Raw genomic sequence first — 24,466 nt, 5'->3', positions numbered from 1 at the left:
AGGATTTTATTGAGGCAAAGGAGATAGCATTATGAATTGCTGTTAATATTTGATTTTTGTTTAATCTTCATTAACTTCTGGCGAATTGTATTTTTATACTCTTTTCCTTGAGTCAGCTGTTGTTGATAGTCAGATTCTTTAAGTTTTTCTATTAGCTGGTTGAGTTGGATATCTGGTTGTGTAACCACACACTGCAAAAGCGTTTCTAAATGTTCTGTCATACGAACTATAGTGCTGGGTTCAAATAAATCCGTTTTATATTCAAAGCAACCACTAATACCTTCTGTTTGTTCTGAAACTAGAAGTCCTAAATCAAAGGGAGACCTCTGCTTGTTAGTTTCAAATGGGCTAAGGGTGAGATCAGGTAAAGATAAAGTAAGTTTTTGAATATCTGGTGTGGCTATATTCTGCAAAGTAAACCACACTTGGAACAGTGGATTATAATTTAAGTCTCGTTCTAGCTGTAATTCTCCAACTAACTTTTCAAAGGGCAAATCTTGATGTGCATAAGCTCCTAAAGTTACTTCGCGTGTCCGTCGTAGCAATTCAGTAAAAGTAGGATTTCCGGAAAGGTCTGTCCGCAGAACTAAACTATTAACAAAAAAGCCGATTAATCCTTCAATCTCACTGCGATTGCGGTTAGCAATGGGCGAACCTACAACGATATCCTCTTGCTTGGTGTAGTAGTAGAGTAAAACGTTGAAAGTCGTTAGCAGGGTCATAGAAAGGGTAACATCTTCCCGCTTGCTAAGTAATTGCAGTGCATCGCTGAGGTCTTTGGGTAACTGGAACAATTGGGTTGTGCCAGTATAAGTTGGCTGCAAAGGTCGAGGTTTGTCAGTGGGCAACTCTAGCTTTCTTGGAGCGCCTTGGAGTCGTTGTTTCCAGTAAGCGAGTTGAGTTTCTAGCACTTTTCCTTGCATCCATTCTCTCTGCCAAACAGCAAAATCTGCATATTGAATTGGCAAGTCTGGAAGTGTCAGCGATTTACCTTGGCTAAAGGCTGCGTAAAAGTCTGCTAGTTCCCGAATGAGTATGGCCATTGACCACAGGTCGGAGATAATGTGGTGCATGGTCAGCAGTAATATATACTCTGCTTCGTCTAGCTGGAGTAACGTGGCTCGAAGTAATGGCCCTTGAGCTAGGTTGAATGGGCGTTGTGCTTCTGCGAGTGCAAGGCGTTTTGCTTCAGTTTCGCGTTGTTGGAGCGATCGCTCATTTCCTCTTAGGTCTACTATCGGTATAGTAATATCAGTAATCGGTTGAATTTTCTGAACTGGTTGCCCTTCGACTGTAGTAAAAACTGTGCGTAAGGTTTCGTGACGACTGACAACTGCATTCAGGCTTTGCTCTAAGGCTGTGATATTGAGTAAACCAGTCAAGCGCACAGATGTAGGATCATTATAAGTATGATTGCCTGGATCTAATTGATCGAGTAACCATAGTCTTTGTTGAGCAAAAGACAGAGGTAAATCTTGCTCACGCAAAACCCGATTCATGGGTGGTAGTTCTAATCCTTTGCCAGTGTTAATAGCTGTTTGAACGTCTTTAGCTAGTTCGGCGACAGTTGGAGACTCAAATAAACGGCGCAAGGGTAACTCGACTTTAAAGGCTTGACGGATCTGGGAGATGACACGCGTCGCCAATAGAGAATGTCCGCCCAACTCAAAGAAGTTGTCGTTGACACCAAGCTTTTCTAAACCAAGTACCTGTGTCCAAATTCCGGCTAGCATTTCTTGGACTGGGGTAACAGGAGCCACGAGATCAGATTCGGGCATCAACTGTGTCAAATCAGGTATAGGAAGCGCTTTGCGGTCTATTTTTCCATTTGGTGTTAGTGGTAGTTTTTCCAGTAATACAAAAGCAGCAGGAACCATGTACTCTGGTAAACTTTCTTTGAGGAATTGTCGTAACTGTGGTATTAGTTCACTATTATTTTTTAACTCAACATTATGAGTATTAGGAACTATATATGCTACTAGACGCTTGTTACCAGGGTTATCTTCCCTAACTACAACTATACTTTCCTGCACAACTGAATGCTGAACTAATTTGGCTTCAATTTCTCCTAGTTCAATGCGGAATCCACGAATTTTTACTTGATGATCAATACGCTTGATAAACTCAATATTACCATCACTTGAATAGCGAACTATGTCGCCTGTCTTGTATAGGCGTTCTCCTGCTTGATTACTAAATGGGTTGGGAATAAATTTTTCGGCAGTCAAATCAGGACGATGGCTATAACCTCTGGCTAGACTAACGCCACTAATATAGAGTTCTCCGGGAACTCCTATAGGTAAGGGTTGTAAATTTTTATCTAAAATATAAAGTTTAGTATTAGGAAATGGTTGCCCAATAGCTACTAATTTATTAAGTTCTAAATTTTTTACCGGAGTTTCAAAATAAGAACTATCAATGGTAGCTTCTGTCAGTCCATAGGAGTTAATTAAACGAGTTTGAAAGCTACAAAATCTTAAAAAATTTCGGTATTCTGCTCCACTCCAACTATCAGAGCCACAAATCAGCAACCGCATAAAATCTAAACGCTGTTGGCTACTATCAAGATAGTGAATTAAATTTCTCAACACAGCAGGTACAAACTCAGCACAATCCACCTTTTCTTGTTCCATGAGTTCATATAATTGTTCTGGCGATAGCAACAAATCCTTTGAGCATAAAACCAGCTTGCCACCAGAACATAAAGACCGAATCAAATCCCCTGAAAAAACATCAAAGGAAAAGCTGGCCATCTGTAAATGAGATGTTGCCTTTGTACTTAATTGGTAGATTTTTTCCCAGCCGAAATAAGCATTCACAAGGCTAAGATGTTGAATCATTACCCCCTTAGATTGACCTGTGGAACCAGAGGTATAGATGATGTAAGCAATGTTGTCTGGGTGTAATTGAGTTATAGCTGGATTGGATTGAGATAATAGTGTGATGCTCTCCCAATCTTTATCTATATATACAAGTTTAATTGGCAAAACTGGTAGATTTTGTAAAAGTTGCGTATGGGTGAGTAATACAGAAACTTGTGCATCTTGCACCATGAAAGTCAAACGCTCTTGGGGTAATTGTGGATCTAAAGGTACATAAGCTCCCCCAGCTTTGAGAATGCCCAAAACTCCTATTATCATCTCTAGGGAACGCTCAACACAAATTCCCACCCTAACCTCTGGCTCAACACCCAGTTTCTGTAAGTAATGAGCGAGTTGATTTGCTCTGTAATTGAGTTCTTGATAAGTTAAATATTGATTTTCATATACTGCTGCTACAGCATCCGGCGTTTTTTCTACCTGTGCTTCAAACAGTTGATGAATACATTTGTCTTGTGGATACTCAGCTTGAATGTCATTCCACTTTTCTAACAGTTGACGTTGCTCATCTTTTGTTAACAGTGGTAATTGAGAAAGCCGTTGCTCTGGATTAACAACAATCCCACAAAGCAATGTCTGCAAATGCCCTGCCATCCGGCGTATAGTATCTGCTGCAAATAAATCAGTATTATATTCCAGACTGCCAACCATCCCCGACGCTGTTTCGCTCATTTCCAGTGTCAAATCGAACTTGGCAGTACCACTTTCACTTTCTAGCGAACTTAAGCTCAAACCCGGTAACTTTATCTGTGTCCTTTGTGCATTCTGAAGCACAAACATCACCTGAAATAGCGGCGAATGACTTAAGTTTCGTTGTGGCTGCAATTGTTCTACAAGTTGCTCAAAGGGTACATCTTGATAAGCATAAGCCCCTAAAGCGACTTCACGCACTCGGCATAATAGCTCTCGAAAGCTGGGATCACCTTCAAGATTAGTTCGCAACACTAAGGTATTGACAAAAAAGCCAATTAGCTTTTCTATTTCACTGTGGTTACGATTGGCAATTGGTGAACCAATCACAATATCAGTGCTGGTTGTGTAGCGATACAATAAAGTCTTGAAAGCGGCCAGCAAAGTCATGAACAAGGTGGCTCCTTCTTGCTGACTCAATTGCTTCAAAGCAACAGATAGTTCTGCGGATAACTCGAAACGATGAGTAGCACCCTGGAAGCTTTGAATCGCTGGCCGTGGATAGTCAGTAGGTAACTCTAGGACTGTTGGCGCACCTTGCAACTGCTTTCGCCAGTAAGCAAGTTGGGATTCTAGTACTTCTCCCGCAAGCCACTGCCGTTGCCATGCTCCAAAGTCTGCATACTGTATTGGTAATTCTGGTAGCCGTTTGGCATCTTGTAGAGAAGGTTGACCTTGAGAAAAGGCTTCGTAAAGTGCTGTTAATTCTTGGATGAGGATATCCAATGACCAACCATCGGAGATGATATGGTGCATTGTTAACAAAGCTACGTATTCTTGCTCACTTAAATGTAGCAAAGTAAAACGTAGTAAAGGCCCTTGTATTAAGTCAAAGGGCAACTTTGCTTCCTGAGCAGCCAGCCGCAAAACTTCAGCTTGTTGTTGTGCTGGTGTGATTTGTTGCAAGTTAATTACAGGTAACTGCAAAGTCAAGCTAGGAGCAATAACTTGAACTGGTTGTTGCTCAATCACTGTAAAAGTAGTTCGCAAGACTTCGTGACGCTGCACGATTTCGTTAAGACTCTGTTTTAATGCTGCTATATTGAGCGTACCGACTAGACGCAGAGCAAAAGAAAGGTTGTAGGAAGGGTCATTAGGATCAAACTGGTTCAGGAACCACAGCCGTTGTTGAGCAAAAGACAGGGGTAAGTTTATATCTCTAGGAATGGGCTTTATAGTAACCGAATTTGAGGTCAGGTTAGCAGCAGATAGAAACTTGAGGATTTCTATCTTGCGTTCTCGCAACTCGGCGCTTAATTCTGGTGTTAGTGTTCCTTGAGGAGCGTTACAGTATAAACGATCGCCATCAACCCTGAGCTTGATGTCTAAACTATCAATATAAGCCAAAAATTGATCGATGGTTTTCATAAATCTTTCTCCTCGTAACCGAACACAGTTAAAGCCATGTTTGTTCAAAATCTGCCCATCACAATTAACGTATATAAACTACAATTAAGGCATTTCTTCACAACTCTATTTCCTCGCGATCGCTAAAATTAGAACTGGCAGAAACCAAGACTTTTCTAGCTGTACTACGAATATTTTCAATACATTCTGAAATGCCAGCTATAGTAGGTTCATCAAATAGGTGACGTAGAGGCAAATCTATCAAGAAGGCTTTACGTAAGTGGGAAATCACCTGAGTTCCTAACAATGAGTGCCCTCCTAACTCAAAAAAGTTGTCATGGATTCCTACCTGTTCAACACCTAGAAGTTTTTGCCAAATTTCTGCAACAGTTTGCTCAACCTCATTTCTAGGTGCAGTATATGTTGTGAGTAAATTTGGCCTTTGGTGGTTGGAAAATAAATCTTCCTGGCTCGATGATTTTGTCTTTTCTAAAGATTCAAGCTTGAGCCGTTGGTCAATCCTAGCTTGCAGTTCTCCAGTCGAGACAATAATTTGAGAAACACCAGACATGGATAACACACGTTCAAAGGCTTTTATACCTTCCTGTAATGTTATGGAAAATTGAGGTGAATTTGTTTCACTAATTGTATACAGATGTTCTTCTTTAGTTTTCCAATTATCCCAGTTTATGCTACACCACAAGCAAGAACTTGTTTGGTTGTGCTGATAAACAAAAGCATCTATAAAATTGGAAGCTGCGGAAGAAGAAATAAATCCTAAGCCTCCTAAAACCGATGATAAAGATGATATTAAAAAGCAAAAATCTAGGTTATGTTTTTGCAAAACTTTTTCTAAAACAAATAATCCATAGACTTGAGAATGAAATTGTAATTGAGTTTCAGTCGGCGAAGTTCCTTGAATAAGACAATGTGCATTTTCAGGATTTACGGCAGCGTGAATGACACCATGTATCTCACCAAAGCGTGAAGTAGCTGTAGCGATCGCATTTTGCATTTGTTCTTCGTTAGCAACATCAGCACTGATGACCAAAACCTCAGAGCCTAATGTCTCCAGTGCTTGTAAGTTTCGCAGCTTGCAGCTAACAATATCCTGTTCATCATGAGTCGCCAACCATTGAGGCCACTGCTCTTTTGCAGGCAAATCTGTTTGTCCCAACAGAACCAATTTAGCCTGTACTTTCTCAGCTAGATATTCTGCCAGCGATAAACCAACGCTACCTAATCCATCAGTAATTAGGTAAACGCCTTCTTGCCTCAAGCGAGTTTTGTCAGCAACACTCTGATCTAAGCGAACAGCCTCATAGGTTTGAATCCAGCGATGATGACCACGGTAAGCAATGACATTCTCTGTCGATTGTGCTGTAAATTCTCCTACTAGCTGATTTATAAGTTTCTCAGGTGGTTTGGTGTCAGCAGCAGGAATTACCACATTAATGTGACAACAGGTAATATGGGGATATTCCTGGGGAATTACCTTGCATGAACCAATCACTGTTGCTTTGTGTGGGCATAATTTCTCTTCGCCAGTGACATCATGTACATTACTGGTAACAACCATCAACTTTGTCGGCTCAGTTATATTCTGTTCTGCTAGTGCCTGTGTCAAGTAGAGTAGACTGTAAAAGCCTAAGTTTTGACAATGGTTAAAATATTGTGTTTGTTCACTGAGATTGTGACTGGGCAAAGTATCGTTAGGTGCGACACTCCAAAAATGAGCGATCACTTGTGGAATCAAACCCTGTTCTTGTAGTGCTTGCAGTAAAGCATGATAATCGTTGCGTTGTTCGGGATTGATTGTATAAGTACCGTCACTGAGTTGAGCAAACTGCTCACCTACCTTGATAGCGATCGCATTTTGACCATGTTGTTCTAAGCGTTTCGCTACTTCTGCTCCGACTCCATACGCATCAACAAAAACCAACCAGCATAACTTTTGCTGTGTCAGTTCACCTGTTTGCAAAACTCCCAATGGTATAGATTGTTGCCAGCGAGGGATATAAAACCAGTCAGCAATATCTGACTTTTTGTGTAATGCTTCTTGTCGAGATGTTGGTGCAGAAGCTGTTGGATTTGCCTCAATCCAGTAGCGTTGACGCTCAAAAGGATATGTTGGTAAAGGCAGGCGATCGCATTCCTGATGTGCGTAAAAACCTGACCAATCCACTTGCACCCCTGCTAACCAGAGTCTACCCAAAGTTTGTAGTACAAATGCTACATCTGATTGTTGCTCTTGGGGATGGCGGATTGAAGTTAGCACCAGTTGCTCATTTACTTGGTGTCGCTTGACCAAACTACTCAGTGTCCGCCCTGGGCCAACTTCTAGTAAAATTCGCTCTGGCTGTTTGAGTAATTCAATCACCCCTTCACTGAAACGCACTGGTTGTCTGAGATGCTTCGCCCAATAATTAGGGTCAGTTGCTTCGGCTGTGGTAATCCAAGTTCCACTGACATTAGATAAAAATGGAATTTTCGGAGAATTAAGTTTAACTGTTTGCAACAGTTGAGTAAACGGCTCAATGATTGGTGACATCATCGGAGAATGAAAGGCATGAGAAGTGTGTAAAAGTCTACACTCCACACCTTGTTTACGCAGTTGATGTTGCAACTGTTCCACAGATGATACCGAGCCAGCTACGACACATAGAGATGGTGTATTGTAAACTGCGATCGTTAATTCTTCTGTTAACAATGGTTGAAGTTCCGCCTGTGATAGCGTTACTGCTAACATCGCCCCACCAGGAACTTGCTGCATCAGTCGCCCACGCATTGCAACCACAAACAAAGCATCTTCCAGCGAGAACACTCCAGCCAAGCAAGCAGCAACATACTCCCCAATACTGTGACCTATCATCACTTGTGGATTTACCCCCCAAGCCATCCACAATTGCGCCAAGGCATATTCCACCACAAACAAGGCAGGCTGGGCAATAGCCGTTTGTTTCATCTGTTTTTCCGCGTCTTGATGTTGTGTCGCACTCGGATACAGTAGTTCTCGCAAATCTATCCCTAGATGCGGTTGAAGCAATTTGCAGCAATCATCAATCTGTTCTCGAAAAATTGACTCAGTTTCATAAAGTTCTCGACCCATGTTCACATACTGAGTCCCTTGCCCAGAAAACATAAACACCACTGAGGAATGTCTTGCTTCCTGATAGTGGGTTAATACTCCTGGTGAAACTGGAGATTTCAACGCCTTCAGTGCATCATCAAGGTTCTGGCACAGCAACATCCGGCGATGGTCAAAAGTTTTACGGCCAATGCCAAGGGTATAGGCGATATCAGCAAGATTCACATTAGGATGTTGCTCTAGATAATCAACTAAATTTGTCGTAGCAGTTTCTAGCGCCGAGTCAGTTTTAGCTGATAAACACAACAGCAAATATTCTCTTTTGACTTTTGACTTTCGACTTCTGACTTGTAATGGAGCTTCTTCAAGAATTACATGGGCATTAGTCCCACCAATGCCGAAAGAACTTACACCAGCACGGCAAGGAATACCTGTCACTTGCCAGGGAGAAAGAGCAGTATTGACGTAAAAAGGACTGTTGGTAAAGTCAATTTGGGGATTAGGTGCTTCAAAATGTAAGCTGGGTGGAATCTGCTTGTGCTTGAGAGCTAATACAGTTTTGATTAAGCCTGTCACCCCGGCAGCAGCATCCAAGTGTCCGATATTTGTTTTCACCGAGCCAATTGCACAAAAGCCTTTCTTTTGGGTACTGGCTTGAAAAACCTCTGTAAGTGCAGCGATTTCTATTGGATCTCCTAAAGATGTTCCTGTACCGTGAGCTTCAGTGTAGGTAATAGTTTCTGGTTCAACTTCGGCCACAACTTGAGCCATTCTGATTACCTTTGCTTGACCACCAATACGGGGCGCAGTGTAGCTAACTTTGTTTGACCCATCATTATTGATAGCAGAACCTTTGATAATGGCGTGGATACAATCTCTATCAGTGAGAGCATCTTCTAGTCTTTTTAAAACCACGATTCCCACACCTTCGCCACTAACAGTTCCCTGTGCTTTAGCATCAAAGGCACGGCAGTAGCCATCTGGTGACGAAATGCCGCCTTCTTGGTAAAAATAACCAGCTTTTCTTGATGACTTGATGGAAACACCGCCAGCCAAAGCCATATCACATTCACCATTCAGTAAGCTTTGACACGCTAGATGTACAGCTACTAATGAAGTTGAACAGGCGGTTTGGACTGTATAACTAGGGCCAGTTAAGTTAAGTTTATAAGAAACACGGCTAGTAAGGTAATCTTTATCACCTGCAATGTTTAGTTGATGACCATTAAAAGTAATATTTTGATTTAAATAAACATTAAGTAAGTAGCTACTGAGGCTAGAACCTCCAAAAACACCTATAGCACCTTTGTATATTTCTGAGTTATAACCCGCGTTTTCCAGCGCTTGCCAAGCACACTCTAAAAATAAGCGATGTTGCGGGTCGGTTATTTCTGCTTCTCTAGGATTGAAGCCAAAAAAGGCAGCATCAAACAATTCTACATCTTCTAATAGAGATGCTGCTTTGACATAGTTAGGATTTTTCAAAACATCTGCATCTACTCCTGATGACAACAATTCTTCATCGCTGAAAAAAGAAACTGAATTTACACCATTTTGGAGATTTTGCCAAAATTCCTCAATATCTTTAGCACCGGGGAACCTTCCTGATAATCCAATAATCGCTATTTCTGAACCGTTCATTATTTTTTAAATCCTCAATTGTTTATAATGGATTTCATTTTTTGTAGACGTTTTTTTTGTTGCGCTTTCCCATCTAGAATTTTGTCAGTTTGAATATCCGTTTCCTGTAAAGAAATTATATGTTTTTGAGATGAACTTAAATAATCTGCTAAATAACTAATAGTGGGGTATCTGAACAGATCGAGGATTGATAACTCAGTTTTAAATATTTCGCGCAATTGGCTATGAACTGTAATTAATAGTAATGAATGCCCACCAAGCTCGAAGAAATTATCGTGAATACCTATTTTCTCGATTTTCAATACTTTTTGCCAAACATCTGCAATAGTCTGTTCGACCTCTGTTTGTGGCAGCAAATAAGCCACTGCTAATTCTGGACGGAAATTTTCAACTGCGGGTAATGCTTTGTGGTCTACCTTACCGTTAGATGTCAGAGGTAGGATATCTAAAGTCACAAAAGCCGAGGGAATCATATAGTTTGGCAACTTAGGTTCCAAAAAGCGGCGCAGTTCAGGTATTGCTAGTGTCTGTTGCGGTTGTAGGGTGATATAAGCTACTAAAGTTTGATTTGCTGATTCATCTTGGCGCACGACAACCACACTCGTAGATACAGATGGGTGTTGATTGATTGTGGCTTCAATTTCTCCCAATTCGATGCGGAAACCGCGAATTTTTACTTGGTCATCAATGCGTCCCAGAAATTCCAGAACCCCATCTGGTCGGTAACGCGCTAAATCACCTGTTTTATAAAGCCGTTCTCCTGGTTTATCAGAAAATGGGTTAGGAATAAACTTTTGTGCTGTTAGTTCTGGCTGATTGAGATAACCTCTAGCTAATCCCAAACCACCAATATGCAACTCACCCGCTACACCAATAGGTACAGGTTGATAGTGTTGGTCAAGAACATATAACTGAGTATTAGCTATAGGATTACCAATTGCGACTGAACTAGAAAGATTTCCTCCTGTCGGTACTTGGTAAATGCAACAACCGACAACTGTTTCTGTCGGCCCATATTCATTAACCAACATTGTATCTGGTGCAAACTCTTGCCAGAAAGCAATATCTTCAGCCAACAAATTTTCACCACCAATGATAAAGGCTCTGGTGCGACCTGCGGCTTCTTGCGGTGATAACATCTGAGACAGTAACTTTAGGTGAGCCGGTGTAATTTTCACCAAGCTTAAGTTAGAACGTGTGCGTAAAGCATTAGCCAGAGTTTCAATACCTTGGTCTGGTGACAGAATTTCTACCCGATTTCCCACCAGTAATGGAGAGAAAAGGCTGGTAATGGTCAGGTCAAATCCTAAAGGAGAATGAACGATTGTTCCTGTAACTTGGTCAAGATTATAAGCTTGGCTACACCAACTCAGGTAGTTAACTAGTCCTTGATGGTGAATTAATGTACCTTTGGGTTTGCCAGTCGAACCAGAAGTGTAAATGATGTAAGCCAGATTTAGAGTTGTAATATCACTGACTGGGTTATCTGTTGGCTGTTGGCTAATAGTTTCCCAATCAGTATCTAAGCAAGTTACTTGAGTTCTTTCTATCGGTAACTTTGCTGCTAAATGTTGTTGAGTTAGTAGTACAGGTGTCTGAGCGTCTTTGATGATAAATGCAAGGCGTTCTTTAGGATAGGTTGGCTCAATTGGGAGATATGCTCCACCTGCTTTGAGGATACCGAATAAGCCGATGACCATTTCTAAGGAGCGTTCAACACAAATCCCCACTGGTACTTCTGGCTTAACTCCTAATTGTTGTAGGTAATGGGCTAGTTGGTTAGCTCGTTGATTTAGTTCTCGATAAGTGAGTTGTTTATCTTCAAATACTACTGCAACTGCATCTGGTGCTTTTTCGACCTGTTCCTCAAATAAATGGTGAATGCATTTATTTTTAGGATAATCAGCCTGTGTATTATTAAAATCAACTAGTAGTTGATGTTGCTCAACTTCTGTCAACATTGACAATGAAGCCAGAGGCTGATTAACATCTGCAATCATATTTTCTAGTAAAGTGGCTAGATGTCCCAGCATCCGGCTGATAGTATCTGAATGAAAGCGTTGGCTTAGCCCGCCGCAGGCATCGCAATCGTAAGATATTCTCAGTTCCAACTCAGAACTAGGGATAGCTGTTACTGTTAAAGGATAATTAGTATTGTCAACAGAACTAATAGACTGAATTTCTAAATCTTGCATCCCATTTTTTAATGCAGTGTCAATGGGATAATTTTCAAATACTAATATGCTTTCAAATAAAGGTAAACCTCGCGGTACTTCGCTCCAGCCTTGCACCTCTACCAGTGGACTATATTCATATTGCCGAATTTCTGCCAGTTGTGATTGTAATTTTCTTAACCAACATAACAAAGATTCTTCAGCATCAATTTTCACTCGTACAGGTAGGGTATTGATAAACATCCCCACTATAGACTCAGCGTTGACTAAATCTGCTGGACGACCGGAGACTGTTACACCATAAATTACATCTGTTTCTCTACTGTAGCGGCTTAAAAGTAAAGCGTAAGCTCCTTGGACAAGGGTGTTGAGTGTAAGTTGATTTTGTCTTGCTAAAGATTGTAGTGTTGCGGTGGTTGTTTGCGAAAGCTTGATTACTTGCTGATTGTATTTCTCTGGTTGCTTGAATGAGTCTTGAGTATTTAAGTTAATTAAGGGTGTGGGTGCTGTAACTCCCTGTAATGACTGTTGCCAAAATTTCTTTGCTTTATTTAAATCTTGTTGTTGCAACCAACCAATATAATCGCCAAAAGAACTTTCTAATATTAAAGGTAAATTTTTACCTTGGTAAAGTGATTGGTAAATTTCTACTACTTCTTTTAAGACTAAAGCTGTTGACCAACCATCTAAAATGAGATGATGCTTACTCCAAATAAAGTAATAGGAATCATCGTTACAGCGAATTAAATGCAGCCGAATTAAGCATGGTTGTGTAATGTCAAAATTGGCGGTGCGATCGCTCTCCAAAAATTCCTGCAATTTCTGCGGCTGCTCATTTCGGTTAATATCTCGCCAATCGCGCTGTATTAACGATATTTTGACTTCTCGATGTACAGCCTGTAAAGGTTTTTCTAAATTTTCCCAATAAAAAGCTGTGCGTAAAACAGTATGGCGGTTGACTACTTCTTGCCAAGCTTGTTCAAAAGCTACAACATTGAAATTTCCCTTCAGCGAGTAACATAACTGGACAAAATAAACACCTGATTCGGGAGCATATAAACTATGAAAGAGAATACCCTGTTGTAGCGGTGATAGTTCATAAATATCTTGGATGCTGTCAGCTTTCATGTTGTTACTTCTCACTCCCACGGTTAATTTTTGCCAGTAAAAAGTCGAGGTCTTTTTGGCTTACTTTTGCTTTAGAGAAATCAGAAGGGGTATAACCTCCTGCATCAGTCGATTGACAATGGCTAATAATTTCCCGCAGTGCTTGGACAAAATTTTGAGCAATACTTGATACTGTTTCCTCTTTGTGAATTGCTGTGCTATAAGTCCAATTTAGTTGTAGGCAGCCACCTGTCACAAGCCCATTAATATCAAATAAATGACGGCGGCTTCCTAAAAGACTACGTGTTACACCACTCGATTCTGATGCTAATTTGAATAAAGAAGATTCTTGTAAAACTTGGTCAAATTGTCCTAAATAGTTGAAACAAACTTCTGCTTGGGGCATAGCGGCTAAATCTTCAGCAGTATCGCTGCATAAATACCGCAATACACCATAATCAAAACCCCGATTTGGGATACTACGAAGCTGTTCTTTAACTGCTTTTAAAGCATCTCCAATTGCACCATTTTCTAAATTCAATAGGACTGGAAACACAGTAGTAAACCAACCGACTGTACGAGATAAATCAACGTCAGTAAAAATGTCTTCTCGTCCATGTCCTTCTAAGTTAACTAACAGTGTTGTTTCTCCTGTCCACTCTGCAAACGTTTTTGCTAGCGCTGTTAACAAAACATCGTTTATTTGTGTATGGTACTTGATTGGTACTTCTTGCAGCAGGGCTTGTGTCTCAGTTTCATCGACAAATACTGAAAGAGTTTTACTTGTAGCTACGGTATTTAATTCCCTTACATAATCTACTGGTAAAGAAGAAACTCGTTTTCTTAACTCAGAACACCACAAATCTAACTGTGAGTGTAACGTCTTTGTGTTTGCATATTCCTGCAAACGTTCACTCCATTGTTTAAAAGAAGTTGTTTTGGCTGGTAATCGAATTGCTTGATGTTGCTGAAGTTGTTCTATGGCTGTTTGTAAATCTGACAATAAAATTCGCCAGGAAACGCCATCAACAGCCAAATGATGAATGATAATTAGTAAGCGGTTATTTTGCTGAGAACCCAAATCGAATAACGCTAACCGAACCAGTAAACCATGTGATAAATCTAAACTTGCTTGCAATTCTGTCGCTTTGGTTTCAATCGCCGCTTTTTGTTGCTCTTGGGGTAGATGAGAAAAATCGAATTTGGTAAATGGAATTTCAGGTTTAACACCAGCATTAAACGATTCCCAACCATTAGCTGTGGGGCGAAAACATAAGCGAAGTGCGTCATGCTGCGCCAGTAAATGCTGTATTGCTTGCTGTAAGATATTAGGCTCGATATTTTGCTGTAATTCTAGCAATAACGATTGATTCCAATGATGTGATTCCGGTAAATTTTGAGCAAAGAAGCTGTGTTGGATTGGTGTGAGAGGTACAGTACCAATTACCAACCCTTGTTCTGATTCTGTCTTGGAAGTAGTATCTGCAACTAATGCTAGTTTGGCAATGGTTTGGTGTTCAAAAATCTGCTTGGGGGTGAGGCGTAAACCGACTTGATTTGCTTTGGCGATCGCTTGAATACTAATAATGGAATCTCCACCCATTTCAAAGAAGTTATCGTGAATACTAACTTGCTCTAAATTAAGCAGTTCTGTCCAAATTTTAGCTAATGCAATTTCTTCTGGGGTACGCGGTGCAACAAAAGCAGCTTGCAATTCTAATTTAACTGAATCTGGTGCTGGTAAAGATTTTTTGTCGATTTTTCCATTCGCTGTTAGCGGTAAAGCCTTCAAAAATACAAATTGTGAAGGCATCATATAATCAGGCAGCTTTTGCTGGAGAAAATCGCGCAATTGGGCAGATTTTAAATGTTCTTGACCAACGATATAGGCTACAAGCTGCTTTTTCCCTGGATGAGCTTCTTTTGCAACTACAACTACTTCTCGCACTTGCGAATATTGACGAAGTACGGCTTCAATTTCTCCTAATTCGATTCGATAGCCATGTAATTTTACTTGGTCATCAATTCGACCCAAAAATTTTAAGTTACCATCAGATTGATAGCGTCCTAAATCCCCAGTTTTATAGAGTCTTGCGTCAGTTTCACTACTGAATGGATTACGAATAAATCGCTCGTTAGTTAGTTCTGGTTGATTTATATAACCTCTAGCTACATTATCACCACCTATATAGATTTCTCCTGTGACACCCAAGGGTACAGGTTGGCAATAGTTATCTAGTAAATAGATTTGGGTATTGGCTAAAGGACGACCGAGAGGAACTGTAGTTGATGGCGTATCAGTAGAAATTTCTTCTACCGGATAGGTAAGTACACCAACGGTAGTTTCTGTAGGGCCGTAGTGGTTGAAAATTTTGCATTCTGATGCTAATTCACGTACCCGCTTAATTAAATCCCAGCTTGCAGCTTCACCACCAAGAATGAGGCGCTGACGTGGTAGAAGTTTTTCGGGATGAGAACCTGATAATAAAGCTGATAGGTGTAAAGGAACTATTTTAAGGCAATCTATAGAATAGCGATCGCAATATTCAGCTAATGCTACAGGATTGGTGGCACGTTCTTGCGAAATGATGTGCAGACATCCCCCTGTACACAAGGCAGAATAGATAGCTGTGTTGCCTAAGTCAGCCGCAAAGGTGGAGACAATAGCAAAGCTAGCCACCTCTGGTAAATCGAGTTTTTCTAATATACCGTTAACATAATTAACTATTTGCCGATGTTCAACTGCAACTCCTTTGGGTTTACCTGTTGAACCAGAGGTGTAGATAACATAAGCTAAATTTTCTGGGGTAACAGGCTTGAGGATGTTGCCTTGAGGCGAATCGCTTATATCTGCGTCAATCAAAACTACCTGCACCTGGAAATTCATTTTTTCTACAAGGCGCTTTTGAGTTAATAACACTGATACTTGAGCATCTTGCAATCTGAAGGCTAATGCTGCTTCGGGTAAAGAAGGTTCCAGAGGTAAGTAGGCTGCACCTGCTTTGAGAATGCCAAGGATACCAACTATCATATCCAAGGAACGTTCAACGCAAAGTGCGACAACAGTTTCTGGTTTGACTCCTAGTGATGCTAAATGATTAGCTAAGTTGTTAGCTTTAACATTTAGTTCTTCATAGGTTAAATGTTGATTGCCAAAAACAGCTGCAATATTATTTGGTGTGCTGTTAGCCTGTGCTTCAATCCAGTGATGAATGCACTGGTATGGAGAAAGAGCAGTTTTAGTATTGTTAAATTCGCCTAAGAGTTGCTGGCGTTCTTGTGGAGAGAGGATTTTTAGTTGTGCGATTGCAATTTCTGGATTGTTAATTGCACTGCTTAACAAAGTTTGAAATTGTGCCGCTAAACGTTCAATATCTTCTTGATCAAATAAGTTCGCATCATAATATAATTCTGCTATTAGTGAATCAGCTTGTTGCCAGCATAATAATTTCACCTTGAAGCGTTCAATACAGCTATAGATTTCTTGAATAGCGAAAGATACGCCAGTAGCAAAATATTTATTAGGTTGGGATACAAATTCAAAAGCGAAAGGTAAAAAAGATGATTCTTGGCTATCTTTAGTCTCAGTGAAAAAATCTTCCGCATTAAAAAGGTCTTGCCATTGAACAACTTTATTTAAGTGTTCATCTAACTGCTTTAATATATCAGAAAGTATATAACCTTCTTGTAATTGAATATGGATTGGTAAATATTTAGCTAATAAACCAACTGCTGGCTGTAATTCTTGGTAATTTCTCCCATCACAACACCAAGCTAAAACAGCTTCAGATTTGTTATTCAAACGCCATAGGAGAATTTGCCAGCAAGCCATTAAAACTGTCGAGATATCTACAGTTTGTTTTTGTGCGATCGCTGTAATATCATTTGTGATACCAGAATCAAAGTTAATCCTGATAACTTTGGGTTCAAACTTTGGTTTTTGATTAACTTCTTTTTCGTTTGGTAATTTATTTATAAGAGAATTAGATACTTCTCGATTGAGCCAATACTCTTTTGCTATTTCCGCTTCTTCTCCAATTAATAACTCATTTTGCCAAGCAGCAATATCTGCATATTGTAAAGGGATATCTTCTAGCTCATGTTCCTGCAAATAAGCATCATAAGTGACGCTAATATCATGCAAAAGATGATGCAGGGAGATTCTATCTGCACAAATGGTTGAGATTGCTACAAGTAAAAGGTATTGATTTTCAGATTTTTTAATTACATCAATCTGGCTAATAAAACCTTCTTTTAAATCAAAATATAATTGATTATAATCTTGAAATAATGCCTCAATATTTATTTGTTGTGTTTCTGTATCTAAATTCTGCCAATCATAATAGTTAAATTTTATAGACGCTTCCTGTCCAATGACTTGTAAAGGAACTGCCATTCCCGCCAATGTAGGAAAACTGGTACGTAAAATTTCATATTTAGCCCAAACATTATGTATGGCTTTTTCTAAAATTGAGTGTTCAATCTTTCCTTCTACTAAAACTGCACATTGAACCCGATATGGCTGATGGTTCGCTTCTAGCTGTAATAACCATAAGCGTTTTTGCTGAGGTGAAATTTGAAAGCCTTCTATTGATAGAGCTTGCATAATTATTCGATGTACTTAGATCTATTTCAATTATTGACCTATATAAGGTTCCGCCATACCTACCAAAACTTTTCTCGCGCCTATAAATGGCTTACGCCCATGAGCAGCTAGCATATTATCCAGCAGTAAAATATCCCCTTCTTGCCAAGAGAATGTTACTGTTTCTTGCTCATAAGTTTTTTGAATTTCTTCTAATACTGACGATTCAATTTCTGAACCATCTCCATAATAAGCATTGCGTGGTAATTCTTCAGCATTTAATATAGCAAGCAAAGATTGACAGACTTCTGCTTTTAAGCTTGAGATATGAAATAAATGCGCTTGATTAAACCAAATTGAATCACCAGTTTGAGGATGGGTAGCAACAGCTTGACAAACTTGGCTGGTTCTAAGTTTATTTCCGTCTAACCATGTAAAATCAATACCAACGGATTGACAATAAGCTTCGACTTCTGCTTTATTATTAGTTTGAAATACAGTTTCCCAAGATAAATCAATCCCTTGTCCGTAATTACGGACATACATAATCTTTTTTTGAATAAATCGCTCTTTAATTTTTGGATCTATTCGTTCAAATACTTTACGACTATCCGCAATTGGTGTTTCTCCACCTTGCTCTGCTGCCTTTACACAAAAGAAGGCAATTTTCATTGGCCAATTAAGAGAATAGGCCATTTCATTATGTAAAGGAATTGATTGATCAGGCGGATATTCTGTCGATGTATATATCTTAGCATCAACTTGGCTCCGCGGAGTTGAACGATAAGAATATTCAATTAATTCTCCTGCTATAGCCTGCATAAAATTAGCAAATTCGCTATGGGTATTAATTTGAAAATTCCGAAAAAGCAAACCTCCATATTGAATTAATTGTTTCTCTATCCAGTCACCGTTGCTGCTTGCCCAACTGACTAGGTTTAGTCCATCGACAGCAGGTTGAATGGCGAGAGGTAGCTGTTGATCAGGTTTTAAAACATTAGTTGTGACTAAGTTTTCTGAAGATACTGCAATTGATTTTCTTTTGAATGTTCTTAGATTCATTTATCTATATCTAATTATGGTTGATTTTTGCCAGTAATCGCCTTGCGTTCTACTTTGCCTAACTTCTGAATCCGGGCTTGTTGTAATTCTTGATTTTGGCGGAATTGTTGTTTTTTTTCTGTTTCATGCAATAGTTCTACTAGTTGGTCAAGTGGAATATCAGGTTGTTCCACAACGATTGTTAGTAGTGTTTCTAAAACAATTGCCATGCGAGTAATAGTATTTGCATGAAATAAATCGATTTTATACTCAAAAAATCCTTGTATTCCCTCTGATGTTTCTGTTAATTGCAGTTTTAAATCATGACGAACCATACCACTTTCACTCTCTAAAATGCTCAGGTTTAGCCCCTCCAATTTCATATCTGATTTTGGAGTGTTTTGGAGAACAAACCATACTTGAAATAGCGGTGAATGATTTAAAGTGCGTTCTAGCTGTAGTTCTGCTACTAACTTCTCAAAAGGTAAATCTTGGTGAGCATAAGCTCCCAACGCTGTTTCTCGTACCCGTTGCAATAAATCTTTAAAGCTTGGGTTATGAGAGAGATTAGTACGTAATACTAGCGTGTTAACGAAAAAGCCAATTAACCCTTCTAGTTCACTGCGGTTACGGTTAGCAATGGGGGAACCTACAAGGATATCTTCTTGCTTTGTATAGTGGTAGAGCAAGGTGTTGAAAGCTGCCAGCAGAGTCATAAATAAAGTGGCACCTTCTTGCTGGCTGAGAGATTTGAGATTATTAGATAGTGTAGGCGATAGGGTGAACGAGTATTTTTTTCCTAAAGAAGTTTGTAGTTGAGTGCGCGGTTTATCTGTGGGTAATTCTAAGATTGTCTTTGCATTTTCTAACTGTTGCTTCCAGTAGGTTAATTGAGTATCAAGCCTTTCACCTTGTAACCATTGCTGTTGCCAAACTGTATAATCAGCATATTGAATTGGTAATTCTGGTAGCTGGTAAGGTTTTCCATTTGAAAATGCTTCGTAAAGTGCTGAAATTTCGCTGATAAACACTCCTGCTGACCAAGCATCAGAGATAATATGGTGCATTGTCACTAACAAGATGTGTTCTTCTGCACTGAGGCGTAACAACAGCAACCGTAGCAACGGTGTTTGTGTCAAATCAAATGGTTGCTGGGCATTTTCTGCCTCTAACCTTTGCACTTTTTGTTCTCTTTGAATTATTTGTAAATGCTGTAAATCTACGATTGGTACAGGTATTCTCAATTCAGAAATAATCTTCTGAATTGGTCGCCCCTCAACAATTGTAAAGCACGTCCGTAAAACTTCATGTCGTCTGATAATTCCGTTAATACTTTCTTCTAATGCCGCTACATTTAGTATTCCTTGTATTCGCATCAAGTCAGAGCCATTGTAAGCTGTTGATTTTGGATCTAATTGATGGAGGAACCACAATCTTTGTTGAGAAAAAGACAGAGGTAATTCTTGATTTCGATCAACAGGTACTAGAGAAGGCACTGAGTTTAATTCAGGTTTAGCTTTCTCTATATGTTTGGCAAGTTCAGCTATTGTGGGTGATGCAAATAGGTTACGTAGGGGTATTTCTAACCCAAAAGCTTTTCGTACTTGGGAAATTACTTGAGTAGCTAATAAAGAATGTCCACCTAACTCAAAAAAGCTGTCGTGAATGCCTACTTGCTCTAATTGTAAAACTTTCGCCCAAATTTCTACTAATATTTCCTCAGTTGGATTACGAGGAGCAACAAAGGTTTGTTTTAATTGAGGACGGGTTTGTTCTGGTGCTGGTAGTGCACGATGGTCTATTTTGCCATTAGGTGTTAAGGGTAAACTATCTAGCAACATAAATGCAGAAGGAATCATGTATTCTGGCAAGTGTCGCTGTAGAAAACTTCGGAGTTCATTAATAGAATGTGTAGCATTTTTATGAAAGACTATATAAGCTACAAGAGATTGATTTTGCTGCACAAGCACAACAGCTTCTCTTACAGATGCATGTTGAGACAATACTGTTTCAATCTCTCCTAATTCAATCCGAAAACCTCGGATTTTGACTTGATGATCTATTCTTCCTAAATATTCAATGTTGCCATCTGGTAAATACCGAGCTAAATCTCCAGTTTTGTAAAGGCGACTTTCTGGTTGTTTGCTAAAAGGATTAGAAATAAATTTTTCATCCGTCAAATCTGAGCGATTTAAATATCCTCTAGCAACTCCAACCCCACCAATATGTAATTCTCCAGTAATGCCAATAGGTACTGGTTGCAACTGGGAATCTAATAAATAAATTTGGGTGTTTGCAATGGGTCGACCAATTGGAACTATAGATTTACCACTTTCTTTTTGGCATTTCCAGAATGTCACATCAATCGCTGCTTCTGTGGGGCCATAAAGATTATGTAGTTCGGCATCTAAAATATCAAAAAATCTTTTCTGTAGGGCGAAAGGTAGAGCCTCACCACTGCAAATAACCCGCTTGATAGATTTTAATTTTTCTACTCTTGGCGCTTCTAAGAATACCTGAAGCATTGAAGGTACAAAATGCAGAGTCGTAATACTTTCTTCAGCAATTACGTTGGCTAAATATACAGTATCTTTATGCCCTTCTGGTTTTGCAATTACCAGACGAGCACCTGTGATAAGAGTCCAGAAAAATTCCCAAACTGAGACATCAAAACTAAAAGGAGTTTTCTGAAGTACAGCATCACTTGCTGTTAGCTGATAGGTTTGTTGCATCCAGAGGAGTCGATTACAGATACCCAGGTGCGTGTTCATTGCTCCTTTTGGCTTTCCTGTAGAACCAGAGGTGTAAATGATATAAGCCAAATTATCAGGTGCGATTATAGTATTTGGGTTATCTTTGCTGTATTTTTCTAGGTTTTCCCAATCACTCTCTAAACAGATAACTTGGCCTTGATATGTGGGCAGTTTGGTTAATATTTTTTGCTGTGTTAATAATAGTGATGCTTGAGAATCTTTTAAAAGGAAAGCTAAACGCTCTAAAGGATAATTAGGATCTATTGGAACATAAGCACCACCAGCTTTTAATATTCCCAACAGTCCCACTACCATTTCTATAGAGCGTTCTATACAAATGCAAACACGCTCCTCTGCTTTAACTCCTAATAATTGTAAGTAATGTGCTAATTGATTTGCACTATTATTTAGTTCTCTATAAGTCAGTTTTTCACTCGCAAAAACTACCGCAATAGCATCAGGTGTCTTTTCTACCTGTTCCTCAATCAAATGATGCAAGCATTGTTCAAGCTGGCTATGAGGAATTTCTAAGGTATTTTGATTAAATTCTATTAATAACTGATTTAGCTCAGAGGGTGTTAATAATGGTAACTTAGAAATAGAGCGATCGCTATCTGCTATTATCCCCAATAATATAGTTTTAAAATGCCCCACCATCCTGTTAACAGTGTCAGCATGAAATAACTCGCTGTTGTATTCCAAAAATCCGATTAGCCCTTGCTTGGTATCTTCAACATACAAAGTCAAATCAAATTTAGCAGTCCCGTTATCTACCATCAAAGGAGCCAAGGTTAAATTCGGCAGTTGTAGGGCTAACATTGGCGCATCTTGGAAGACGAACATCACCTGAAACAGGGGAGTATGGCTTAATGTCCGCTCCGGTTGTAGTTCTTTAACTAGCTGCTCAAAGGGAAAGCCTTGATGAGTGTAAGCAGCTAAGGCTGTGTCGCGTACTCGTTTCACCAAATCTCGAAAACTCGGTTCGCCAGATACATCAGTTCGGAGAACTAAAGTATTAACAAAGCATCCAAGTAAATTTTCAATTTCGCTGTGAGTTCGGTTAGCAACGGGAGTTCCAACTAATAAATCTGTCTGTTCTGTGTAACGGTAAAGCAAGGTTTTAAACGCTGCAAGCAATACCATGAACAGGGTAACGCCTTCTTGCTGGCTGAAAGTCTTAAGTGCATCTGCGATCGCTTGCTCAATTACAATAGTTGCACGCGCACCTTGGAAACTTTGTTGTGCAGGGCGGGGATAATCTGTTGGTAGGTTGAGAATCGGCGGCGCATCTTTGAGTTGTTGTTTCCAGTATGTCAACTGATGCGATTTATCATTTAAATATTGTCTTTGCCACAGTGCAAAGTCTGCATACTGAATTTGTAAATCTGGCAAAGTTGCTGGGCTATCCTGATAGAAACCTTGATATAGTGCTGCTAACTCTCGATAAAAGATTTGCCATGACCAACCATCAGAAATAATGTGATGCTTAGTGAGTAGCAGAATATGTTCTTGTTCACCCAGACGAATTAATGTACCTCGAAATAGTGGTGCTTGGCTCAAATCAAAGGCTTGACGAGCTTTTGCTGTAACAATTTGTTTGACTTTTGCTTCCGAGTATGTATCTAATTCTATAGTTGTTAGGGTAAATGCGATCGCAGGAACAATTACTTGTAAAGTTTGCTCATCTAGAATTTGAAAACTAGTGCGGAGAATTTCATGCCTTTTAATAATTTCATTAATACTTTTTTCTAAAGCTAGAGTGTTGAGAAAACCTGTAAAACGCAATAGAGTCGATTCATTATATAAAGGTGTATTTGGTTGTAGCTGATGAAGCAGCCACAACCTCTCTTGAGTTAATGATAAATATAAAATATCTGATGCTGTTCTTTTAGAAATTGATGTTAATTTTTTAACTTGTAAGTTTTTCTGTTTAAGCCGCATTTCAAACAATGCTCTTTGTTCGGGAGATAAGGCGGCAATTCTTTCATTAATATCTTTCACAATTAATCACCCAAATAAACTTAAAGTTGAATATTTACTTATGTCTTTTTTTATTTGATAGTTTTGCTGAAAGTCTGTTAGCTTATTTAAGCTTGTCATAACTGTATCAAAATTTAGACCAAAATCAACTAGACAAGCTATTTCATCTACACCAATTTCTTTAAGCCTTGCAATTGTTTGACGACAGCTTTCTGGCGTACCGATTAAAACTCTACCTTGTTGAAAATATCGCTCAAAAGCAAACTCTAAAAGCTGTTGTCGGTCTTCTTCTGTAAAATTTTCGGGATTGAATTGAAAACTAATGCGTTTAGCTAAGTTTTCAACTAAGCCAAAATGGGTTTTGAGATAATTACAAAAAGGCTGTTTTACTTGTTGTTTAACTAATTTTTCGTTCTCTCCTATATAAGTATGCATCATCAAAGATACTTTGCAACTTTTTGGATCATGACCATGTTGAGTTAAAGTACGACGATAAAGAGATATTTGTTGAGCTAAATCATCACTAGTGGTATACAACAAAGAGGTTAAAACATTAGCGCCTATTTTACCTGCACCAATAAACGTACTGTCAGCTTGGCAAGTAATCCATATAGGTACTTGAGATTGTATAGGACGGGGAAATGTTTTTATCTGAACTTTATTGCCTGAGCCATTAATAAATTCAATTTCTTCACCGTGCCAGAGTTTTTGTAAAATTTCGATGTCACGCCACATAACTTCTTTACGTTCAGCGTAATTTTCTGGACGTAATAAAAAATCATCAGCGTGCCAACCTGGTGCAAAAGAAAGTCCAACTCTACCACCAGATAAGTTATCAACTACAGCCCATTCTTCGGCTACTCTGACAGGATGTTGTAATGGCATCACAATACTACCTGATCTGAGTTGAATTTTCTCTGTCACCATTGCTAAAGCTGCACTAATCACCGAGGGATTTGGATATAAACCCCCAAAAGGATGAAAATGGCGTTCGGGAGTCCATACTGCTGTGAAACCGTTTTTATCAGCAAGTTTAGCTGTTTCTATCAAGAGTTTATATTTCTCTGATTCGGTTGTTGAACCATCGCCGGAAAAGTAGAGGATGCTGAATTCCATATTTTTATGAAAGTTTCGCGCATAGACGCGGAGCGGCTTCCCGCAGGGTAGGAGCAGAGACGCAA

The 24,466-nt window shown here is 39.3% G+C and carries 7 protein-coding genes; all 7 read right to left on the bottom strand.

Going from position 1 to position 24,466, the window contains the following annotated elements:
• Positions 1-29 precede the first annotated feature (29 nt).
• The 7 genes from H6G26_RS15910 to H6G26_RS15880 all read right to left on the bottom strand — a co-directional run bounded on the left by H6G26_RS15910 (position 30) and on the right by H6G26_RS15880 (position 24,401).
• On the bottom strand, positions 30-4,937 hold the full coding sequence (locus H6G26_RS15910; protein WP_190730182.1) for a non-ribosomal peptide synthetase: 4,908 nt from the start codon (positions 4,935-4,937) through the stop codon (positions 30-32).
• A 97-nt stretch (positions 4,938-5,034) separates the two neighbouring features.
• Positions 5,035-9,645 (bottom strand): type I polyketide synthase, encoded by a 4,611-nt coding sequence (locus H6G26_RS15905; protein WP_190730181.1) that lies wholly within the window; start codon positions 9,643-9,645, stop codon positions 5,035-5,037.
• Positions 9,646-9,659: 14 nt separating this feature from the next.
• Entirely contained in the window at positions 9,660-12,947 is a 3,288-nt protein-coding gene (locus tag H6G26_RS15900; RefSeq protein ID WP_190730180.1) for a non-ribosomal peptide synthetase, read from the bottom strand.
• Positions 12,948-12,951: 4 nt separating this feature from the next.
• Positions 12,952-17,532: a non-ribosomal peptide synthetase gene (locus H6G26_RS15895; RefSeq protein WP_190730179.1), complete on the bottom strand. Its 4,581-nt coding sequence runs from the start codon at positions 17,530-17,532 to the stop codon at positions 12,952-12,954.
• A 30-nt stretch (positions 17,533-17,562) separates the two neighbouring features.
• On the bottom strand, positions 17,563-18,573 hold the full coding sequence (locus H6G26_RS15890) for a TauD/TfdA family dioxygenase (protein ID WP_190730178.1): 1,011 nt from the start codon (positions 18,571-18,573) through the stop codon (positions 17,563-17,565).
• A gap of 14 nt (positions 18,574-18,587) precedes the next feature.
• On the bottom strand, positions 18,588-23,306 hold the full coding sequence (locus H6G26_RS15885; protein ID WP_199326926.1) for a non-ribosomal peptide synthetase: 4,719 nt from the start codon (positions 23,304-23,306) through the stop codon (positions 18,588-18,590).
• 6 nt (positions 23,307-23,312) lie between these two features.
• The gene (locus H6G26_RS15880) at positions 23,313-24,401 is read right to left on the bottom strand and encodes an LLM class flavin-dependent oxidoreductase (protein ID WP_190730177.1); all 1,089 of its coding nucleotides are present in this window, start codon (positions 24,399-24,401) and stop codon (positions 23,313-23,315) included.
• Positions 24,402-24,466 lie beyond the last annotated feature (65 nt).

This window comes from Nostoc sp. FACHB-888, from assembly GCF_014696655.1.
GTDB lineage: Bacteria > Cyanobacteriota > Cyanobacteriia > Cyanobacteriales > Nostocaceae > Nostoc.
The sequence above is the reverse complement of the archived record's forward strand: the minus strand, read 5'-3'. Positions and strand labels throughout refer to the sequence as shown.

Coding starts and splice junctions, on each gene's coding strand:
- H6G26_RS15910 (WP_190730182.1), bottom strand. CDS start 4,937: ATGAAAACCATCGATCAATTTTTGGCTTATATTGATAGTTTAGACATC.
- H6G26_RS15905 (WP_190730181.1), bottom strand. CDS start 9,645: ATGAACGGTTCAGAAATAGCGATTATTGGATTATCAGGAAGGTTCCCC.
- H6G26_RS15900 (WP_190730180.1), bottom strand. CDS start 12,947: ATGAAAGCTGACAGCATCCAAGATATTTATGAACTATCACCGCTACAA.
- H6G26_RS15895 (WP_190730179.1), bottom strand. CDS start 17,532: ATGCAAGCTCTATCAATAGAAGGCTTTCAAATTTCACCTCAGCAAAAA.
- H6G26_RS15890 (WP_190730178.1), bottom strand. CDS start 18,573: ATGAATCTAAGAACATTCAAAAGAAAATCAATTGCAGTATCTTCAGAA.
- H6G26_RS15880 (WP_190730177.1), bottom strand. CDS start 24,401: ATGGAATTCAGCATCCTCTACTTTTCCGGCGATGGTTCAACAACCGAA.